This window comes from Massilia litorea, from assembly GCF_015101885.1.
Lineage (GTDB): Bacteria > Pseudomonadota > Gammaproteobacteria > Burkholderiales > Burkholderiaceae_D > Telluria > Telluria litorea.
Genome location: NZ_CP062941.1, coordinates 1,853,520 through 1,871,478, shown reverse-complemented (window position 1 = coordinate 1,871,478; position 17,959 = coordinate 1,853,520). Strand labels below are relative to the sequence as shown.

Sequence of the window (17,959 nt, the reverse complement as noted above, 5' to 3'; positions counted from 1 at the left end):
AATGAGCATGACCAGTAACAAGCCGCTGATCCTGGCGGTCGACGACGAAGCGAGCAACCTGCAGTTGCTGCGCCAGATCCTGCAAGACCACTACCGCCTGCTGTTCGCCAAGGACGGCGCGCGCGCCCTGGAGCTGGCCAACAAGGAAAAACCGGATTTGGTGCTGCTCGACGTGATGATGCCGGGGATGAGCGGCTATGAAGTCTGCGCGGCCCTGAAGGCCAATCCGCTGACGGCGCCGATTCCCGTCATCTTCGTGACCGCCCTGTCCGACACGGCCGACGAACTCGAGGGTTTCGAGGCCGGCGCGGTCGACTACATCACCAAGCCGGTCAGCCCGCCGGTGGTGCGCGCGCGCGTGCGCACCCACCTTTCCCTGGTGCGGATGGAAGAACTGAAAGCCTCGCGCCTCGCGATCGTCCAGCGCCTTGGCCTGGCGGCCGAGTACAAGGACAACGAGACCGGCCTGCACGTGATCCGCATGAGCCATTTTTCGCAGATCCTGGGCCTGGCGGCCGGCATGACGGAACAGGAAGCGGACGATTTATTGCATGCGGCGCCGATGCACGACGTCGGCAAGATCGGCATCCCCGACCGCATCCTGCAAAAGGCGGGACCGCTCGATGCCGACGAATGGAAGGTAATGCAGAGCCACGCGGCCATCGGCGCCGAAATCATCGGCGAGCACAGCGACGGCATGCTGAAGCTGGCCCACGAGATCGCGATGACGCACCATGAGAAATATGACGGCAGCGGCTATCCGAACGGCTTGGTGGGTGACGCCATCCCGCTCACGGGACGCATCGTGGCGATTGCCGACGTGTTCGATGCGCTGACCTCGGTCCGCCCGTACAAGCGGGCCTGGAGCGAAGAGGAAGCGATCGAGCACATGGTGCAGCAGAAGGGCAAGCATTTCGACCCGGCCCTGATCGACCTGTTCGTGGCCCAGCTGCCGGCGATCCGTACCGTGCGCGAGCGCTGGGCGGAGAAAGTTTAATCCGCCGTCTTGGCGCCGGGCGCGACGCCCGGCGTCACCATCCCGGGCGTGGCGGCACGGCGGGCCACCACTTCGCGGTACAGCGCCGCGTAGCTGGTCGCCATCTGCTCGGCCGTGAACACTTTCTGGAAACGTTCGCCGGCACGGGCGCCCATCTCGCGCGCCATATCCGGGTTGTCCCACAGCGTGCGCATGGCCGCGCGCAGTGCCGGCGCGTCGGCCGGCGGCGTCACCAGGCCCGTCTCGCCGTCGATGTTGATATAGGTGGTGCCGCTGCCGATGTCGCACGAGATCATCGGCTTGCCGTACATCGCCCCTTCCAGCAGCGAGATGCCGAAGGCTTCCGAGCGCAGGTGCGAGGGGAAGGCCAGCGCATAGCACAGGGTCAGCAAGGCCACCTTGTCTTCCTCGTCGACGGCGCCCACGAAGGTCACATTGTTCAGGCCAAGGCTCAGTGCCTGGGCTTTCAGGCGTGCTTCCTCGGGCCCGGCGCCGACGATCACCACCGGATAGTTCGTCCCGGCCACCGCCTCGAGCAGCACGTGCAGGCCCTTGTAATAGCGCAGCACGCCGACGAACAGGAAGAACTTCGGACCGAAGCGCTCGCGCCACCGGGCCAGGCGCTGCGGATCTGGCTGCGGGTAGGTGTCCCGGTCCAGGCCGTAGGTGATGACACGGGTCTTGTCGCGGTAGCGCCCCAGCACCGGCGACGATTCCATGTAGTCGGGCGAGGCGGCGACGATCGCGTCGACACTGCGCAGGAAGCGCTGTTTCAGGGGCTGGTACAGGCGCAGCAGCTTCTTCTGGCGCACGATGTCGGAGTGGTAGCTGACCACGGTCGGCTTCTTCACGCGCGCCAGGAAGTGGGCCAGGTCCATGAAGGGCCACGGGAAGTGGTAGTGCACGACATCGGCTTCGCGCGCCAGGCGCGCCAGCGCGCCGAGGGAAGCCACCGAGCAGGCATTCGAAGCGAGCTCGAAGTCGAGCGGCACGCGGTGCACGGTGTGCCCCTCGAAGGCGATCGGCACCAGGTTCTGCTCGCGCGACAGCGACAGCACCGTGTTGGTCACGCCGAGGCGGCCGGTGCCGACGCACAGCTGGCGGATGACCTGCTCGATACCGCCGACGCTGTCGGGGTAGTAGGTCTTGTAGAAATGAAGGACGCGCATAGATACGATCGAAAAAGGACGGGCCCGGCGTCGGGGTGCGCAGACCGGACCCGGCGCTTTCCCTGACGCCGGCCGGTTTATGGTCAGCCTGTCGAGGGCACGCCCTCGACCATCCAGCGCAAGGTGTCCACCAACGGCGGTGGTTCGAGCGGCCCGATGACGGCGGCCAGCTTTTCATTGCTCCCCGACAGAGTCAGGACGTCGTTGACGCGCACAAAGGCGGGATTGACTTGCACCTCGATGCGGTAGCCCGCGATGTCGGAAACGAGATCGATTACCTCGCCCAGCGAGTGGCTGCGGCCGGAACACACATTGAATGCCTCGCCCGCCGGCGCGGCGGCCAACAATTTACGGTAGCTGCGCGCCACCATGCGCACGTCGGAAAAATCGCGCGCAATGGCCAGGTTGCCCAGTTCTATGCGCGCTTCCTTGCGCCGGAAATGCGAGACGATCTTCGGCAACAGGAAGTTGTCGCCCTGCCCCTGGCCAGTGTAATTGAAGGGCCGCACGATGACGATAGGCAACTTGTCCATCCACAGGCGCGCCATGTATTCCATGGCCAGCTTGCTGACAGCGTAATCGTTGGCCGGCGCCGCGGCGACGTCTTCGGTGATGACGGGCACGCTGGCATTGCCGTAGATGTTGGCCGAGGACGCCAGCAGCACGCTCGACGGCTTGTGGCGCAGCGCCGCCAGCGCTTCGAGCAGGTTGCGGGTGCCGACCAGGTTGACGCGGTAGATCTGCTCGACGTCGCTGTGGGCGACAAAGGCGATCCCGGCCAGGTGCACGACCACGTCCGGTTGTACCTGCTCGACCATGGCGCCGACCGCCGCGCGGTCGCACAAGTCGACCGCCAGCACGTCGGTGCCGAGATCGTTGCCCGGCATGACCGTGCCGAACACACGGTAGCCGGCGGCCGCCAGTTCGCGTGCCACATAATAGCCGGTAAAGCCGCGCAGGCCGGTGATCAGGGCACGCTTGCCCTCGCCTTCGCGCGGGCCTGCCTCAGGCTGCGGATCGCGCACGGTGCTCATGTCAGAACGAAAAGCCCTGCTCGTTGCGCCGCAGGTCGGCGTCGACCATCATCTGGCACAGCTCCTCGAGCGTCGTTTTCGGTTCCCAGCCAAGCTCGCGCTTGGCCTTGGCCGGATCGCCGATCAGGAGTTCGACTTCCGCCGGGCGGTAGAACTTCGGCGAGATGCGCACCAGGGTCTTGCCGCTCTTGGTGCAGACGCCGGTTTCGTTTTCGCCGCTGCCCTGGAATTCGAGCGTAATACCGGCAGCCTTGAAGGCCATCGTCACGAAGTCGCGCACGGTCTCGGTACGGTTCGTTGCCAGCACGTAGGTGTCAGGCTGGTCGGCCTGCAACATGCGCCACATGCCTTCCACGTACTCTTTGGCAAAGCCCCAGTCGCGCTTGGCGTCGAGGTTGCCCAGTTCGAGCACGTCGAGCTTGTTCAGGACGATCTTCGCGACCGAATCGGTGATCTTGCGGGTGACGAACTCGCGGCCGCGCAGCGGCGACTCGTGGTTGAACAGGATGCCCGAGGAACCGAAGATGCCGTAGCTCTCGCGGTAGTTGATCGTCATCCAGTGCGCGTACAGCTTGGCCACGCCGTACGGGCTGCGCGGGTAGAACGGGGTCTCCTCGACCTGCGGGATGGCCTGCACCTTGCCGAACATTTCCGAGGTCGACGCCTGGTAGAAGCGGATCTTCGGATTGATCAGGCGAATCGCCTCGAGCAGGTTGACGGCGCCGAGGCCGGTGATCGATGCAGTGGTCAAGGGCTGGTCAAAGGACACGCCGACGAAGCTTTGCGCCGCCAGGTTGTAGACCTCATCCGGTTGCGCGGTCTGGATCAGGCGCAGGCTCGATGCCAGGTCGGTCAGGTCGTATTCGACCAGCGACAGGTTGGGATGCGCCTGAATGCCGAGTTCCTCGATACGCCAGAAATTGGTCGAGCTGGCGCGGCGGAAGGTACCGGTGACGTGATAACCCTTCTCGAGCAGCAATTGCGCGAGATAGGCGCCGTCCTGACCAGTAATACCAGTGATGACGGCTCTTTTTGTTGTTTTCTGCACGATATGAAAATTCCGGATGAGTGCCGCAAGTGGCAACTACTTTTCTGACAACCCCATATTGTAACAGAGGACTTTGCCTGTTACGGATGCAGGGGCGCCATAACAACAGGCGCCCATGGCCGGCATTATTGATCGAAATGCTATTTGTCTGGGGAGCGCTTACGGATTGTTACGTGTCGCTGCCCAAAAAAACAGGCGAGCACGCTCGCCTGTGAGTCCACTCAATGGATGAGCGAATTGTTAAATCCGGGCTGAACTTTTATCAGCCCGGATCGTCCAGGCTGGTCAGCGATTCGACACGGCATCGACGACGCACAGCGCCGTCATGTTGACGATGCGGCGCACCGTGGCCGACGGGGTCAGGATGTGCACCGGTTTGGCGCAGCCGAGCAGGACCGGGCCGACCGCGATGCCGTTGCCGGCCGCCGTCTTGAGCAGGTTGTAGGCGATGTTGGCCGAATCGATGTCCGGCATGACCACCAGGTTGGCGTCGCCCTTGAGCGTCGATTGCGGCATCAGCTTCGCACGCAGCTTCGCATCGAGCGCCACGTCGCCGTGCATCTCGCCGTCGACTTCCAGGTTCGGCGCCTTCTGCTGCACCAGCGCCAGCGCGGTGCGCATCTTCTTCGCCGGCTCGCTGTCCGAGGTGCCGAAATTCGAATGCGACAGCAGCGCCACGCGCGGGGTGATGCCGAAGCGCTCGAGTTCCTCGGCCGCCATGATCGTGATCTCGGCCAGCTCTTCCGCCGTCGGGTTCTCGTTGACGTGGGTGTCGACCATCGCCAGCTGGCGCTCTTCGGTGATGACGAAGTTCATCGCCGCGTAGACCTTGGCGCCGGCGCGCTTGCCCAGCACCTTCTCGATGAAGTCGAGGTGGGTCCAGGTGGTGCCGTAGGTGCCGCAGATCATGCCGTCGGCGTCGCCCTTGTGGATCATCATCGCGCCGATCAGCGTATGGCGGCGGCGCATCGCCAGCTTGGCCATGTCCGCGGTCACACCCTTGCGCATCACCATCTGGTGGTAAGTCTGCCAGTAGTCGCGGTAACGCTCGTCGAAGTCGGGGTTGATGACGTCGAAATGCTCGCCCAGCTTCAGGCGCAGGCCGAACTTCTGGATGCGCTGCTCGAGCACGGCCGGGCGGCCGACCAGGATCGGGCGCGCCAGCCGCTCGTCGACCACCACCTGCACCGCTCGCAGCACGCGCTCGTCCTCGCCTTCGGCGTAGACGATGCGCTTGAGCTCGAGCGGGGCGCTCTTGGCGACCTGGAACAGCGGCTTCATGAACGAGCCGCTGCGGTACACGATCTGCTGCAGGCTTTCGGCGTAGGCGGCCAGGTCGGCGATCGGGCGGGCAGCGACGCCGCCGTCCATCGCGGCCTTGGCCACCGCCGGCGCGATATGGGTCAGCAAACGCGGGTCGAACGGCATCGGGATCAGGTATTCCGGGCCGAAGGACAGGTTGTTGATGCCGTAGGTCGAGGCGACCACGTCCGACTGCTCGGCATGCGCCAGGTCGGCGATCGCGTGCACGACCGCGATTTCCATTTCGCGCGTGATCGTCGTCGCGCCGCAATCGAGGGCGCCGCGGAAGATGTACGGGAAGCACAGGACGTTGTTGACCTGGTTCGGGTAGTCCGAACGGCCGGTGGCGATGATCACATCGCTGCGCACGGCCTTTGCGTCTTCCGGCAGGATCTCCGGATTCGGGTTGGCCAGCGCCAGGATGATCGGGTTCGGCGCCATCTTCGCGACCATTTCCGGCTTCAGGACGCCGCCGGCCGACAGGCCGAGGAAGATGTCGGCGTCGGGCATGATGTCGGTCAGGGTGCGGTGCGCGGTATCCTGCGCGAAGCGCTCCTTGTCCGGGTCCATCAGCTCGACGCGGCCCTTGTAGACGACGCCGGCCAGGTCGGTGACAAAAATGTTTTCGATCGGGAAGCCGAGGTCGACGATCAGGTCGAGGCAGGCCAGGGCCGCGGCGCCGGCGCCGGAGACGACCAGCTTGCAGTTCTTGATGTCCTTGTTGACGACCTTCAGGCCGTTCAGGATGGCGGCGCCGACGATGATCGCGGTGCCGTGCTGGTCGTCATGGAAGACCGGGATCTTCATCCGCTCGCGCAGTTTGCGCTCGATGTAGAAGCACTCGGGCGCCTTGATGTCTTCCAGGTTCACGCCCCCGAAGGTCGGCTCGAGCGAAGCGATGATGTCGACCAGCTTGTCGGGATCGTTCTCGGCGATCTCGATGTCGAAGACGTCGATCGCGGCAAACTTCTTGAACAGAACGCCCTTGCCTTCCATCACCGGCTTGGAAGCCAGCGGGCCGATGTTACCCAGGCCGAGCACGGCGGTGCCGTTCGAGATCACGGCCACCAGGTTGCCGCGCGACGTGTATTTGTACGACGCCAGCGGGTCCTTGACGATCTCTTCGCAAGGCGCCGCCACGCCCGGCGAATAGGCCAGGGCCAGGTCGCGCTGGTTCAGCAGGCCCTTGATCGGGGTCACCGAGATCTTGCCCGGACGGGGGAACTGGTGGTATTCGAGCGCTGCAGCCCGCAGTTGTTGGCGCAGTTCTTCTTTTTTGTCCGATGACGAATCCATGCTATGCAGCCTTCCTGAACTTAGAGGGGAACCTCCAATTTTATCAGACTGACTCTTTCATTCGGCTATCAATTGGCTACGTATTTTCCACGTTGGTGATTCTACAAGTTTTGCTAATGCAAGGGGGGTGCATCATAAGCAAACATGATGCGTGCATCGAGTCCTGGGCTCGGGAGCCCAGGCTACGACAAGGGGGTGCATCATAAGCAAACATGATGCTTGCACCAAGTCCTGGGCTCGGGAGCCCAGGCTACGCTTCGCTTGGGGTAGCGGGCTTGCACGCCCCGTGCTGCCTGCGGGCGGTAGAATTGCCCCCATGCTCTCCGAATTCGACCTCATCAAACGTTACTTCCGCCGCGCCCGTAGTGGCCACGCCGTCCTCGGCATCGGCGACGACTGCGCCCTGCTGGCCCCGACGCCCGGCATGCAGACTGCGGTCTCGACCGACCTCCTGATCGAAGGCCGCCATTTCTTTGCCGGCGCCGACCCGCGCATGCTCGGCCATAAATGCCTGGCCGTGAACCTGTCCGACCTGGCGGCGATGGGCGCGAAGCCCGTCGGCTTTACCCTTGCCCTGTCGCTGCCCGGCGCAGATCCCGAATGGCTCGAAGCCTTCTCGAGCGGGATGTTCGCGCTGGCCGACCAGCACGACTGCGAACTGATCGGCGGCGATACCACACGCGGCCCGCTGGCGATCTGCATCACCGTGTTCGGCGAAATCGCCCCCGGCCACGCGCTGCGCCGCGACGCCGCGCGCGCCGGGCACGACATCTGGATCTCGGGCACCCTGGGCGACGCGCGCCTGGCGCTGGCCGGCTACTGGAAGGAAATCGCGCTCGATGGCGAGGCCCTGGCCCACGCCGCCCTGCGCATGCACCAGCCGACGCCGCGCATCGAGCTCGGGCGCGCGCTGGCGGTGGTACCGATCGCGCACGCGGCGCTCGACATTTCCGACGGATTGATTGGCGACCTCGGGCACATCCTCGAAGCGTCGCGGGTCGGCGCCACGCTCGATGTCGACGCACTGCCCGCCGGACCGGCGCTGGCCGGGCAGTCGCTGGCGCTGCGGCGCCGGTTTACGCTGGCCGGCGGCGACGATTACGAACTATGTTTTACAGCCCCGGCCAGCCAGCGCGAGGCCGTGATCGCGACGGCGGCGGCCGCCGGTACGCCGGTGACGCGCGTCGGCACCATCGATGCCCAGCCGGGTTTACGATTGGTGGACGCGGCCGGTAAATCGCTGGAGATGGATGTGCAGGGGTGGGATCACTTCAGCGGGCAATGATCCGGCCTCGTACCGCATGCGCCGCGTGCTGACGCCGCTCACCCCGTCCTGGGCACCTTGCGGTCATCGTAGGGCCCGTGTTCCATCCAGTAATGCCGGAACGCTAGCCGCACGTTATCGCGCAACTCCGCATCGTTCCACGGCTTCGTATAAAACTTGTAGATCGACCCGCGGTTGATCGATTCGAGCACGGTGTTGATGCCCGTGTAACCGGACAGGATGATCCGCATCGTGTCCGGATACATCTCCTTTACCTTGCTCAGGAACTCGGTGCCGCTCATGACCGGCATGCGCTGGTCGCACATCACGACCTGCACCCGGTACAGCGCCAGCAGCTCGAAGGCCTCGGTCGGCGTCGACGCCGTCAGCACCCGGTAGTTATCGCGGCGGAACAGGCGGTGCAGCGCGGTGAGCGTATCGACGTCGTCGTCGACCACCAGGATGGTCTGGACGTTGCTGTCGTCGGCGGTGGGCCGGTCCGGCGTCTCGCGGTTCTTGCGCACCAGTTGGGCCAGCTGGGCGGCCGGCAGCGCGCGCGAAAAATGAAAACCTTGGATCTCGTCGCAGCGGTGGCGCCGCAGGTAGGCCATCTGGGCGCGCGTCTCGACACCCTCGGCGATCACCTGCATGTGCAGGCTGTGCGCCATGCTGATGATGGCCAGCGCAATCGCGGCGTCGTCAGGATTGGTGACGATGTCGCGCACGAACGCGATATCGATTTTCAGTTTATCGATCGGGAAGCGTTTCAGATAGGCCAGGCTCGAGTAGCCGGTGCCGAAGTCGTCGATCGCGATCCGGATGCCCAGCGCCTTCAATCGTTCCAGCACCTCGATGGTGCGCTCGGCATTCGTCATCAGCGCGCTTTCGGTCAGCTCGAGCTCCAGCAGTCCGGGCTCGATGCCGTGGCGTTCGAGCGCCGCGCGCACCACGCCCTCCAGGTCTCCCTCGACGAACTGGCGGCTCGATACGTTGACTGCCACGCGCAGCTCGCGCACGCCCTCCTCCTGCCACTCGGCGATCTGGCGGCAGGCCTCGTCGATGATCCACTCGCCGATGCGCACCACCATCCCGGTTTCTTCCAGCACCGGCACGAATTCGGCCGGATACACCAGGCCGTGGCCGGGCCGGTGCCAGCGCAGCAGCGCCTCGACCCCGCACACGCGCCCCGTACTGAGCTCCAGCTTCGGCTGGTAATGCAGCACGAACTGTTCTCCCTCGAGCGCGCTGCGCAGCGCCAGCTCGAGGTCGAGCCGGGCCAGGACCTGCACATTCATCCCGGCCGTGAAGAAGCGGTAGCCGTCGCGCCCCGCTTCCTTGGCGCGCACCATCGCCGTATCGGCATATTTCACCAGGGTCTCCGGCTCGACCGCGTCATCCGGATACATGGCGATGCCGATGCTGGCGGTGAGCACGGCATGCTGGCCGTTCAGGTCGAAGGGCGCGCGCAGCGATTCGCGGATTTCGTTGGCGACGTGCGCCGCCTCTCCCTGCTGCTCGCGCGTCATGCTGAGGATGACGGCGAACTCGTCGCCGCCGAGGCGCCCGACCGCGCCACGCTGTTCGCGCACGCGCACCAGGCGGTCGCTGAACTGGCGCAGCAGCTCATCGCCCAGCGCCGGACCCAGTGAATCGTTGACGATCTTAAAACGGTCGAGCGTGATGAACAGCACCGCCACGCGCCAGGCCTTATCCTGCGCCAGCTCGATCGCTTCGCGCAGGTTCTGGAAGAACAGGGTGCGGTTGGGCAGGCCGGTGAGGCCGTCGAAGCTGGCCAGGTGCTTCAGGCGCTGCTGCGCCTGGAGGCGCTCGCTGATGTCGCGCGCCACCGCGATCAGCAGCTTGCTCGAACCGGCCTCCTGCCACTGCCAGCTGATCTCGACCGGCACCGCGCCTTCTCCGCCGGCGCGCAGCAGTTCGGTCTCGTTGATGTCGGTCTCGTGCGCCGCGCCGTTGGTGGCCAGGTGGCGCTCGAGCTGGGCCCTGGTGGTCAGTCCCAGCGCCACCGGGTCGATGCGCAGCAGCGCCTCACGCGAGAAGCCGAGCATGCGGCAGGCGCCGTCGCTGACGTCGACCAGCGCCAGGCTGGCCGCGTCGATCAGGAAGATGCCGTCGGTAGTGGCGTCCATCGCGCTGCGAAAGCGCCCCAGCGCCGCGGTCCGCTCGCGCACCGTTCGCTCCAGGCGCGCGCCGTATTCGCGCGACTCGCGGTGCATCAGGCGCACTTCCAGCAGGTTGCGGATGCGCGTCATCACCTCGACCGTGTCGAGCGGTTTGCCGATGAAGTCGCGCGCGCCGGCTTCCAGCGCCGCCAGCTTCTTGTCCGGTTCGGCCGTCACCACCAGCACCGGCAGCCAGGATTCGCTTTCCAGCGGTTTTAACGCCTCCATCACCTGGAAGCCGTCCATGTGCGGCATGTGCAAATCCAGGATGATCAGGTCGAAGCGGTATTTCAGGTGCAGCGACACCACCTGGCGCGGGTCGCTGGTGCTGTGGACGTTCTCGTAGCCGGTGGTTTTTAACAGATATTCCAGCAGCTGCACATTGACCGGCTGGTCGTCGACGATCAGCACGCGCGCGCGGCGCACTTCGGCGGGCGTGATCACGATGCCGTTCCTCCTGTTGCCCTGCCTGCGCGCAGGTGCGCCAGCGTGAGGTCGATCGCTTCGTTGAACTTGTCGATGTCGATCGGCTTGGTGAGATAGCGGAAGAAGCCGGCCGCCATGCCGCGTTCGATGTCGCGCGTCATCGCGTTCGCCGTCAGCGCGATCACCGGAATGTCCCTGGTCGCCGGCTCGCGCTGGAGTTGCGCCAGCACTTCGAGGCCGCTCATGCCGGGCAGGTTCAGGTCCATCAGGATGATGTCGGGATGATGCGCGCGCGCCAGCGCCAGGCCGCCCGGGCCGTCGCCGGCGGCCAGCAGGCGCAGGTCGGGCCGGAAGCGCACGATCTCCTCGACCAGTTTCAGGTTGGCCGGATTGTCCTCGACATACAGCACCAGCTGCGGCACACCGTCGCCGCCGGCAGCCGGCGCGGCCTCGACCGCAGCGAGGGCGCTGGCCTGCGAAGCCAGCGGCGCGGTGGTGCCCAGCTCGATCGTAAACACGCTGCCGACATTCGGGCTGCTGGTGACCTCGATGGTGCCGTTCATCAGCTCGACGAGGCGGCGCGTGACCACCAGGCCGATGCCGGTTCCCTCCTGGGCGCCCGCTTCCTGGCCGAGGCGGTTGAATGGCTGGAACAGGCTGTCGACCTGGTCGGGGCGCAGGCCCATGCCGGTGTCCTGCACCGAAATGCGCATGCGCCCGGGGCTCGCCTGCTGGCAGTCGAGCACCACGGCGCCGGCGTCGCGGTTGTACTTGATCGCGTTCGACAGCAGGTTGAGCAGCACCTGTTTCAGGCGCGTGCGGTCGGCCAGCAGCACGGCGTTCACCTGCTGCGGGAACAGCACGCGGATGCCGCGCGCCGCCGCCAGCGGTTCGATCATGGTCTGGCACTCGCCAAGGATCTCGCCCAGCGCCACCGGTTCCATCGACAGGGTAATCGTGCCCGATTCGACTTTCGCCAGGTCGAGGATCTCGTTGATCAGGGTGAGCAGGTGCCGCCCCGACTTCAGGATGTGGTTCGCGAATTCCTTCTTCTGCGTGTCGGTGGTCGGCAGCGATGCGGAGGTCAGTATCTGCGCGAAGCCGAGGATCGCGTTGAGCGGCGTGCGCAGCTCATGGCTCATCGAGGAAAGAAAAGCGGATTTCGCCTGGTTGGCGTTGTGCGCCTCGTCGATGGCGTTCGCCAGTTCGGCATTGGCCAGCGCCAGCTGCAGCGTACGTTCGTCGACGCGGTGTTCGAGCTGCTCGTTCAGGCGCATGATTTCCTGCTGCGCGCGCGAGCGCTCCTGGGCCTCGCGCACGATTTCTCCGTTCGAGTCTTCCAGTTCGCGCGTGCGCTGCTCGATCTCGGTCAGCATCGCGTTGAACGAGTCGGCCAGTTCCGCCGCCTCGTCGTTGCCGACGCGCGGCGCGCGCCGCGAATAGTCGCGCGTGGCGACGACGTCGCGCGCGATTTCGGTGACGGCCACGATCGGCGCCGTGATGACGCGGCCCATGCGCCGCATCAGCAGGTAGGCCGTGCCCATCGCCAGCAGCATCACCCCGAGGGCGATCGCCAGGTAGTCGAGCGTGCGCGCCAGCATCCGGTTCTCGGCGCGCAGCCAGACGGTGCCGACGGTCTCGCCGTTTTCCACGATCGGGCGGAACAGCATGACGTGCCGGCCCTCGCTGCGCGCGCCCGGCGCTTCCGGACGCGGCGGGAAGGCGCCGGGCGCGCCGGGCGCCGCATACGAGGCGAACAGGCGTCCGTGCTCGTCGTAGATGGCGGCCGCGCCGACGATCGGCCGGGTGCGCAGCAAGGCGAGATTCTCGCCCGCCAGGCGCGGGTCGTCGAAGGCCAGCGCGGCCGAGGTCATGTGGCCGACCAGTTCGGCCTGGGTCGACAAGTCGTTGATCAGGGAGCGCTGGTAGTTGCGCAGGTCGTAGCCGATGATCAGGCCGACCGACACCAGCAGCGCGGCGAAGGTGGTGGCCATCACGACCACCACCAGTTTTTTGCGGATCGAGGAGCGCCGGTTCACGAAGCCCCCGTCACGCGCACGGCCGCGGCCAGCAGGCGCGCGCTGATTTTGAGCCCGCTCGGCGCCACCTGGCCAAGCGCCACTTCGAAGCGCAGGTGTTCGTCGATGACGAGGAAGCGGATCATGTTGCCGGGCACCTCGGCGCCCTCGCCCACCGTGAGCAGCGGCAGGCCGCGCGCGCTCGCCAGCAGCTCGGGCCAACGCTCGGGGCCGCCGATGTACAGCACATGCAGGCCGGCCGGCGAATCGCCGCGGCGCAGGCGCCGCACCGCCAGCGGATGGCTGCCGACGCTGCGCCCGGCGATTACCTGCTCGAGCTGGGCGGCCAGTTCATCGTTGCCGGCCACCCCGATCACGAGCGGGCTGTCGGGGCGGACAAAGACGCTGCCGGGCCAGTCGACGAAACCGGCGAATTTATACAGGTAGGCGGCCTTCACCTGGACTTCGAGGCGCGCCGGCTGCGCCGCTGCCGCGCCGGCGAGCAGCCACAGGGCGAACAGGAACAGGTGCGCCGAGCGCACGGCCCGGACGGCGAAAGCCATCACGATGGGACCGAGCCTACCCGGCAGCACGTGAAAAATGCATGCGGCATAAACATGTATGTTGGAAAAAAGAAACGCGGCGAAAGTCGCCGCGATGCAGGATAGCAAACCGGGTTGTCTTCGTGTCGCACGGGACATTTCCTGTTTGGATCTACGTTGGAGCTACTGTACCCGCTCCCTTCGCATTTGCGTAGCGAGTGTCAGCTTCCTTGCAAGTTTGCCACACCGGCCCGGGCCGCGGCGCGCTAGAATGAACTCACGCGCGACCACCCGCTGTCGCCGCCGCCGGCCGAGTCCGGCGCCACCTGAAGGAGCTGCACGTGACGAACGATTTGATCGATCTTGCAACGAAAGTGGGCATGGCGCTGCAGGCCAGGCGCCTGGTGCTGGCCACGGCCGAATCCTGCACCGGCGGTGGCGTGTCGCAGGCCGTCACCGAGATCGCCGGCTCGACCGGCTGGTTCGAATGCGGGTTCGTGACCTATTCGAATGCCTCGAAAACCGAGCTGCTCGAGGTCCCGGCGGCGCTGATCGCCCAGTTCGGGTCGGTCAGCGAGGAAGTGGCGGGCGCGATGGCCGAAGGCGCGCTGGCCAACAGCAACGCCGATGTCGCCCTCTCGACCACCGGCATCGCCGGCCCGACCGGCGCGGTGCCGGGCAAGCCGGTCGGCACCGTCTGCTTCGGCTGGGCGCGCGGCGACACGACGTATACCGAGCGCCTCGTGTTCCAGGGCGACCGCGCGGCCGTGCGCGAGCAGACCGTGGCGCATGCGCTGCGCGGCCTGCTGCGCTTTATTGAATAGGACGGCGCGCATAGTGAGGCGCCGCCGGCCGGCGGCGGCGCAGGGCGCCGCGCTGCTGCTCGCCTGCGCGCTTGGCGGCTGTGCGGCAGACACCGTATCCGCTACCGGCATTCAAACCGAGTCCGAGGTCCAGACCGTGTACGCCGTCGGCGATATCGCCCGCTGCACCCACCCCGACCCACGCTGGTCGGGCGCGTTCGATACCGCCGCCGTGGTCACGGCCGGCCTGGCGGCGGACCCGAACGCGGTCGTGCTGACCCTGGGCGACCACACCTACCCGCACGGCACGGCGGCCGAATTCGCCAACTGCTACGGTCCCACCTGGGGCCGCTTCAAGGAGCGCACCTGGCCCGCCCCCGGCAACCACGAATACCACATGCAGGGCGCGGCGCCCTACTTTGCCTATTTCGGCGCGCGCGCCGGGCGCGGCTACTACAGCCTGCGCCTCGGCAGCTGGCGCATCTATTCGCTCGACAGCAACCTGGCGGGCGCTGCGCAGGCCAGGCAACTGGCCTGGCTGAAGGTGGAACTGGCACAGGACAAGGCCAGCGCCGCCGGCGCCGGCACGCCGCCCTGCACGCTGGCATTCTGGCACCATCCCCTGTACAGTTCGGGCGGCCACGGCAGCGTGGCGACCATGCGCGCGGCCTGGGCGCTGCTGCAGGGAGCCGGCGCGGAACTGGTGTTATCCGGCCACGACCACGATTACGAGCGTTTCGCGCCGCAGGATGCGGAAGGCCGCCTGGATCCCCGCGGCCTGCGCCAGTTCGTGGTCGGCACCGGCGGCGCCTATCCGACGCCCTTCCTGATGCCGCTCGCGCACAGCGAAACCCGCGACGCCAGCCGCAACGGCGTCCTGCGCCTGCGCCTGCATGCGGGTCGCTACGACTGGGAATTCCTGGAAGCGACCCCACCTCAGTTACCGAATGCCTCGCCGCCGGACCACGGTAGCGGCGTTTGCCACTGAGCTGCCATTGATTCATCAGCATGACCTTATTCTTCTGGAGCACCACATGAAAACCCGCCCCTTGTTTGCCGCATCGCTGCTGATGGCCGCCCTGAACGGCGCCGGCGCCGAAGAAGGCGGGGGTGGCGCCGCCGCCGCGGGCACGCCGCCGCACACCCAGCTGCCCGGCATCCCGAACATCGCCTTCGACAAATACACCCTGCCGAACGGCCTGCAGGTGATCCTGGTCGAGGACAAGCGCCTGCCCCTGGTCGCGGTCAACGTCTGGTACCACGTCGGCCCGGCCAACGAGGCGCCCGGCCTCACCGGTTTTGCCCACCTGTTCGAGCACATGATGTTCGCGGGCAGTAAGCACCTGCCGCGCGGCATGGCCGACCGCCTGATGGAAGGCGCCGGCGCCAGCGACAGCAACGGCAGCACCGACTACGACCGCACCAATTACTACGATACGGTCCCCTCGAACCAGCTCGAACTGGCCCTCTGGGTGCATGCCGACCGCATGGGCTACCTGCTCGACGTGCTCGACCAGAAGTCGCTGACCAACCAGCAGGACGTGGTGCGCAACGAGCGGCGCGACACGGTCGAAAACGAACCCTACGGCATCGTCGAGGAAGCGCTGAACCACGCGCTGTTCCCGGAGGAGCACCCGTACCGGGCCTCGGTGATCGGCTCGCACACCGACATCCAGAACGCCAGGCTGGAAGACGTGCGCGAGTTCTTCACCCGTTACTATGGCCCGAACAACGCCAGCATCGTGATCGCCGGCGACATCGACAAGGTCAGGACGCGCGCCCTGGTGGCGAAATATTTCGGCAGCCTGCGGCGCGGGCCGGCCGTGGTGCGTCCGAACGTCGTCACGCCGCCGATCACGAGCGAGCGCCGGCTGGTGGTGCCGGACCGCGTCGAACTGCCGCGCGTCTACATGGGCTGGCTGACGCCCCCCGCCTACCAGCCGGGCGACGCCGAACTGGCGGTCGCCGCGCAAATTCTCGCCGGCGGCAAATCGAGCCGGCTGTACAAGTCTCTGGTCTACGGGCGCCAGATCGCCCAGGACGTCGATGCCGACCAGGATTCGCGCGCACTGGCCTCGACCTTCCTGATCGAAGTCACGGCGCGCGCCGGCCACACCCCGGCCGAGATCGAGGAAGCGATCGACGCCGAACTCGCCGCCCTGCGCGACCAGGGGCCGACGGAACAGGAGGTGGCGCGTGCCCGCAACCAGATCGAGACGGCGATCGTCAGCTCGCTGGAAAAACTGGGCGGCGATGGCCTGGCCGACCAATTGAATCACTATAACCAGTACACGGGCGACCCCGGCTACCTGGCCCAGGACGTGGCCCAGCTGCGCAAGATCACCGCTGCCGACGTCCAGCGCGCCGCGCGCACCTGGCTGCAACGCAAGTCGCGCGTGGTGGTGGCCGGCGTGCCCGGCATCCCGGATCTGCCGCCCGACCCGCCGGCACCGAAGCCGCCCAAGGCGCGCAGCAACAAGGCGGGACCGGGCGGCATCAACGAAGCCGAGGCCTGGCGCGCGCAAATGCCGAAGGCCGGGCCGGCGCCGCGCATGAACCTGCCGCAGGGCGAGAGTTTCAAGCTGCCCAATGGTTTAACTGTCATCCACCACTACAATCCGGCGCTGCCGCTGGTGTCGGCCGACCTGGTGGTGCGCAGTGGGTCGGACGCCAATCCCGCGGCCCTGCCGGGCCTGTCGAGCTTCACGGCGCAGATGCTGACGGAGGGCACGGCGACGCGCAGCGCGCCGCGCATCGCCGACGAGATCGCGCAACTGGGCGCCTTCATGGATACCGGCAGCAGCACGGCGGCGTCGACGGTTTCGCTGCTGTCGCTGCGCGCCAACTTCGGCGCGGCCTTGGCCGTGCTGGCCGACGTCGTGCTGCACCCCGCCTTCCCGACCGCCGAAGTCGAGCGCCAGCGCGCCAGCCGCCTGGGCGATTTGATGCAGCAGCGCGACGACCCCGAACTCATCGCCGCGCTGGCCGCCGCCGGCGCCCTGTACGGCCCGCGCCACCCTTACGGTTACGGCCAGCTGGGCACGGAGCCGGCGATCCGCGCCGTGACGCGCGAAGACCTGGAGGGTTTCTGGCGCCGCCACTACGTGCCGGGCAATGCGGCGCTGGTGGTCTCGGGCGACATCTCGCGCGCCGAACTCAAGGCCCTGGCCGAAGCCCATTTCCTCGGCTGGAAGAGCGCCCCGGTGCCGCCGCTCGTGCCCGGCACCCCGGTCACAACGAACGCGCGCGTGGTGCTGGTCGACCAGCCGGGCGCGGGCCAGACGGCGCTGCGCCTGACGATGCTCGGCGCCGATCGCAAGACGGCCCAGTTCCCGGCGCTGGAAGTCATGAACGCGGCCTTCGGCGGCCTGTTCACGAGCCGCATCAACCAGAACCTGCGCGAAGACAAGGGATATACCTATGGCGTCTACTCGGGTTTCAGGTACGACCGCACGCCGGGCCCCTTCATCATCGCCGGCAGCGTGCGCGCGAACGTCACGGGCGCCTCGGTGAACGAATTACTCAAGGAAGCGCAGGCGATGGTCGAGCAGCCACTCGATGCGCAGGAACTGGCCGGCGCACGCAATGCGCAGCTGCTGTCGCTGCCGAATCATTTCGAGACCAACAGCGATATCGGCGCCAGCCTGGCCGAAACCTTCGTGTTCGACCTGCCGCTCGATTACTACAGCCAGCTGCCGGCGCGCCTGGCGGGCGTCACCGCGGCCGACGTACAGGCGGCCGCCAAACGCTATCTCGATCCGCAGCGCCTGATGGTGGTCGCCGTGGGCGAACGCAAGAAGATCGGGCCGCAGCTGGACAAATTGAAACTGGGGCCGGTCGAGGTGCGCGATAGTGAGGGACAACTGCGCCAATGAGCGAG

Annotated in this window: 12 protein-coding genes; 5 read left to right on the top strand and 7 right to left on the bottom strand. The window is 66.6% G+C overall.

Annotated features, from left to right (window positions below):
- Position 1: 1 nt before the first annotated feature.
- Positions 2-997 carry a response regulator gene (locus LPB04_RS08325; protein WP_193688230.1) on the top strand — a complete coding sequence of 332 codons (996 nt, stop codon included), beginning with the start codon at positions 2-4 and terminating at the stop codon, positions 995-997.
- Here the strand turns inward: LPB04_RS08325 and LPB04_RS08320 are convergent.
- From LPB04_RS08320 to LPB04_RS08305, 4 genes are all read right to left on the bottom strand, one after another.
- Positions 994-2,166, bottom strand: coding sequence for a glycosyltransferase family 4 protein (locus LPB04_RS08320; protein WP_193688229.1), 1,173 nt, complete (start codon positions 2,164-2,166; stop codon positions 994-996). The two genes, LPB04_RS08325 and LPB04_RS08320, sit on opposite strands and share 4 nt — an antisense overlap.
- An 83-nt stretch (positions 2,167-2,249) precedes the next feature.
- Complete coding sequence (locus LPB04_RS08315; RefSeq protein ID WP_193688228.1) at positions 2,250-3,200, bottom strand: GDP-mannose 4,6-dehydratase; 951 nt, start codon at positions 3,198-3,200, stop codon at positions 2,250-2,252.
- A gap of 1 nt (position 3,201) precedes the next feature.
- Positions 3,202-4,248 carry a GDP-mannose 4,6-dehydratase gene (gmd, locus tag LPB04_RS08310; RefSeq protein ID WP_193688227.1) on the bottom strand — a complete coding sequence of 349 codons (1,047 nt, stop codon included), beginning with the start codon at positions 4,246-4,248 and terminating at the stop codon, positions 3,202-3,204.
- 285 nt (positions 4,249-4,533) lie between these two features.
- On the bottom strand, positions 4,534-6,846 hold the full coding sequence (locus tag LPB04_RS08305; RefSeq protein ID WP_193688226.1) for an NADP-dependent malic enzyme: 2,313 nt from the start codon (positions 6,844-6,846) through the stop codon (positions 4,534-4,536).
- 316 nt (positions 6,847-7,162) lie between these two features.
- Between LPB04_RS08305 and thiL the strand changes: the two genes are divergently transcribed.
- Positions 7,163-8,131 (top strand): thiamine-phosphate kinase, encoded by a 969-nt coding sequence (gene thiL, locus LPB04_RS08300; protein ID WP_193688225.1) that lies wholly within the window; start codon positions 7,163-7,165, stop codon positions 8,129-8,131.
- 38 nt (positions 8,132-8,169) lie between these two features.
- On the opposite strand, the gene LPB04_RS08295 is transcribed toward thiL, so the two are convergent.
- The 3 genes from LPB04_RS08295 to LPB04_RS08285 are packed head-to-tail and all read right to left on the bottom strand — an operon-like array spanning position 8,170 to position 13,297.
- On the bottom strand, positions 8,170-10,734 hold the full coding sequence (locus LPB04_RS08295; RefSeq protein ID WP_193688224.1) for an EAL domain-containing protein: 2,565 nt from the start codon (positions 10,732-10,734) through the stop codon (positions 8,170-8,172).
- A complete protein-coding gene (locus LPB04_RS08290) occupies positions 10,731-12,755 on the bottom strand; it encodes an ATP-binding protein (protein ID WP_193688223.1) in 2,025 nt (674 codons plus the stop codon). The genes LPB04_RS08295 and LPB04_RS08290 overlap by 4 nt, the downstream gene beginning before the upstream one ends.
- Positions 12,752-13,297 (bottom strand): YfiR family protein, encoded by a 546-nt coding sequence (locus tag LPB04_RS08285; RefSeq protein ID WP_193688222.1) that lies wholly within the window; start codon positions 13,295-13,297, stop codon positions 12,752-12,754. The genes LPB04_RS08290 and LPB04_RS08285 overlap by 4 nt, the downstream gene beginning before the upstream one ends.
- A 320-nt stretch (positions 13,298-13,617) precedes the next feature.
- Here LPB04_RS08285 and LPB04_RS08280 point away from each other — a divergent pair, with 320 nt between their 5' ends.
- Genes LPB04_RS08280 through LPB04_RS08270 form a run of 3 tightly spaced genes read left to right on the top strand, consistent with a single transcriptional unit; the run spans position 13,618 to position 17,954 of the window.
- On the top strand, positions 13,618-14,100 hold the full coding sequence (locus LPB04_RS08280) for a CinA family protein (protein ID WP_193688221.1): 483 nt from the start codon (positions 13,618-13,620) through the stop codon (positions 14,098-14,100).
- Between the two features lie 13 nt (positions 14,101-14,113).
- Entirely contained in the window at positions 14,114-15,067 is a 954-nt protein-coding gene (locus tag LPB04_RS08275) for a metallophosphoesterase family protein (protein WP_227496665.1), read from the top strand.
- 46 nt (positions 15,068-15,113) lie between these two features.
- Positions 15,114-17,954, top strand: coding sequence for a M16 family metallopeptidase (locus LPB04_RS08270; RefSeq protein WP_227496664.1), 2,841 nt, complete (start codon positions 15,114-15,116; stop codon positions 17,952-17,954).
- Positions 17,955-17,959 lie beyond the last annotated feature (5 nt).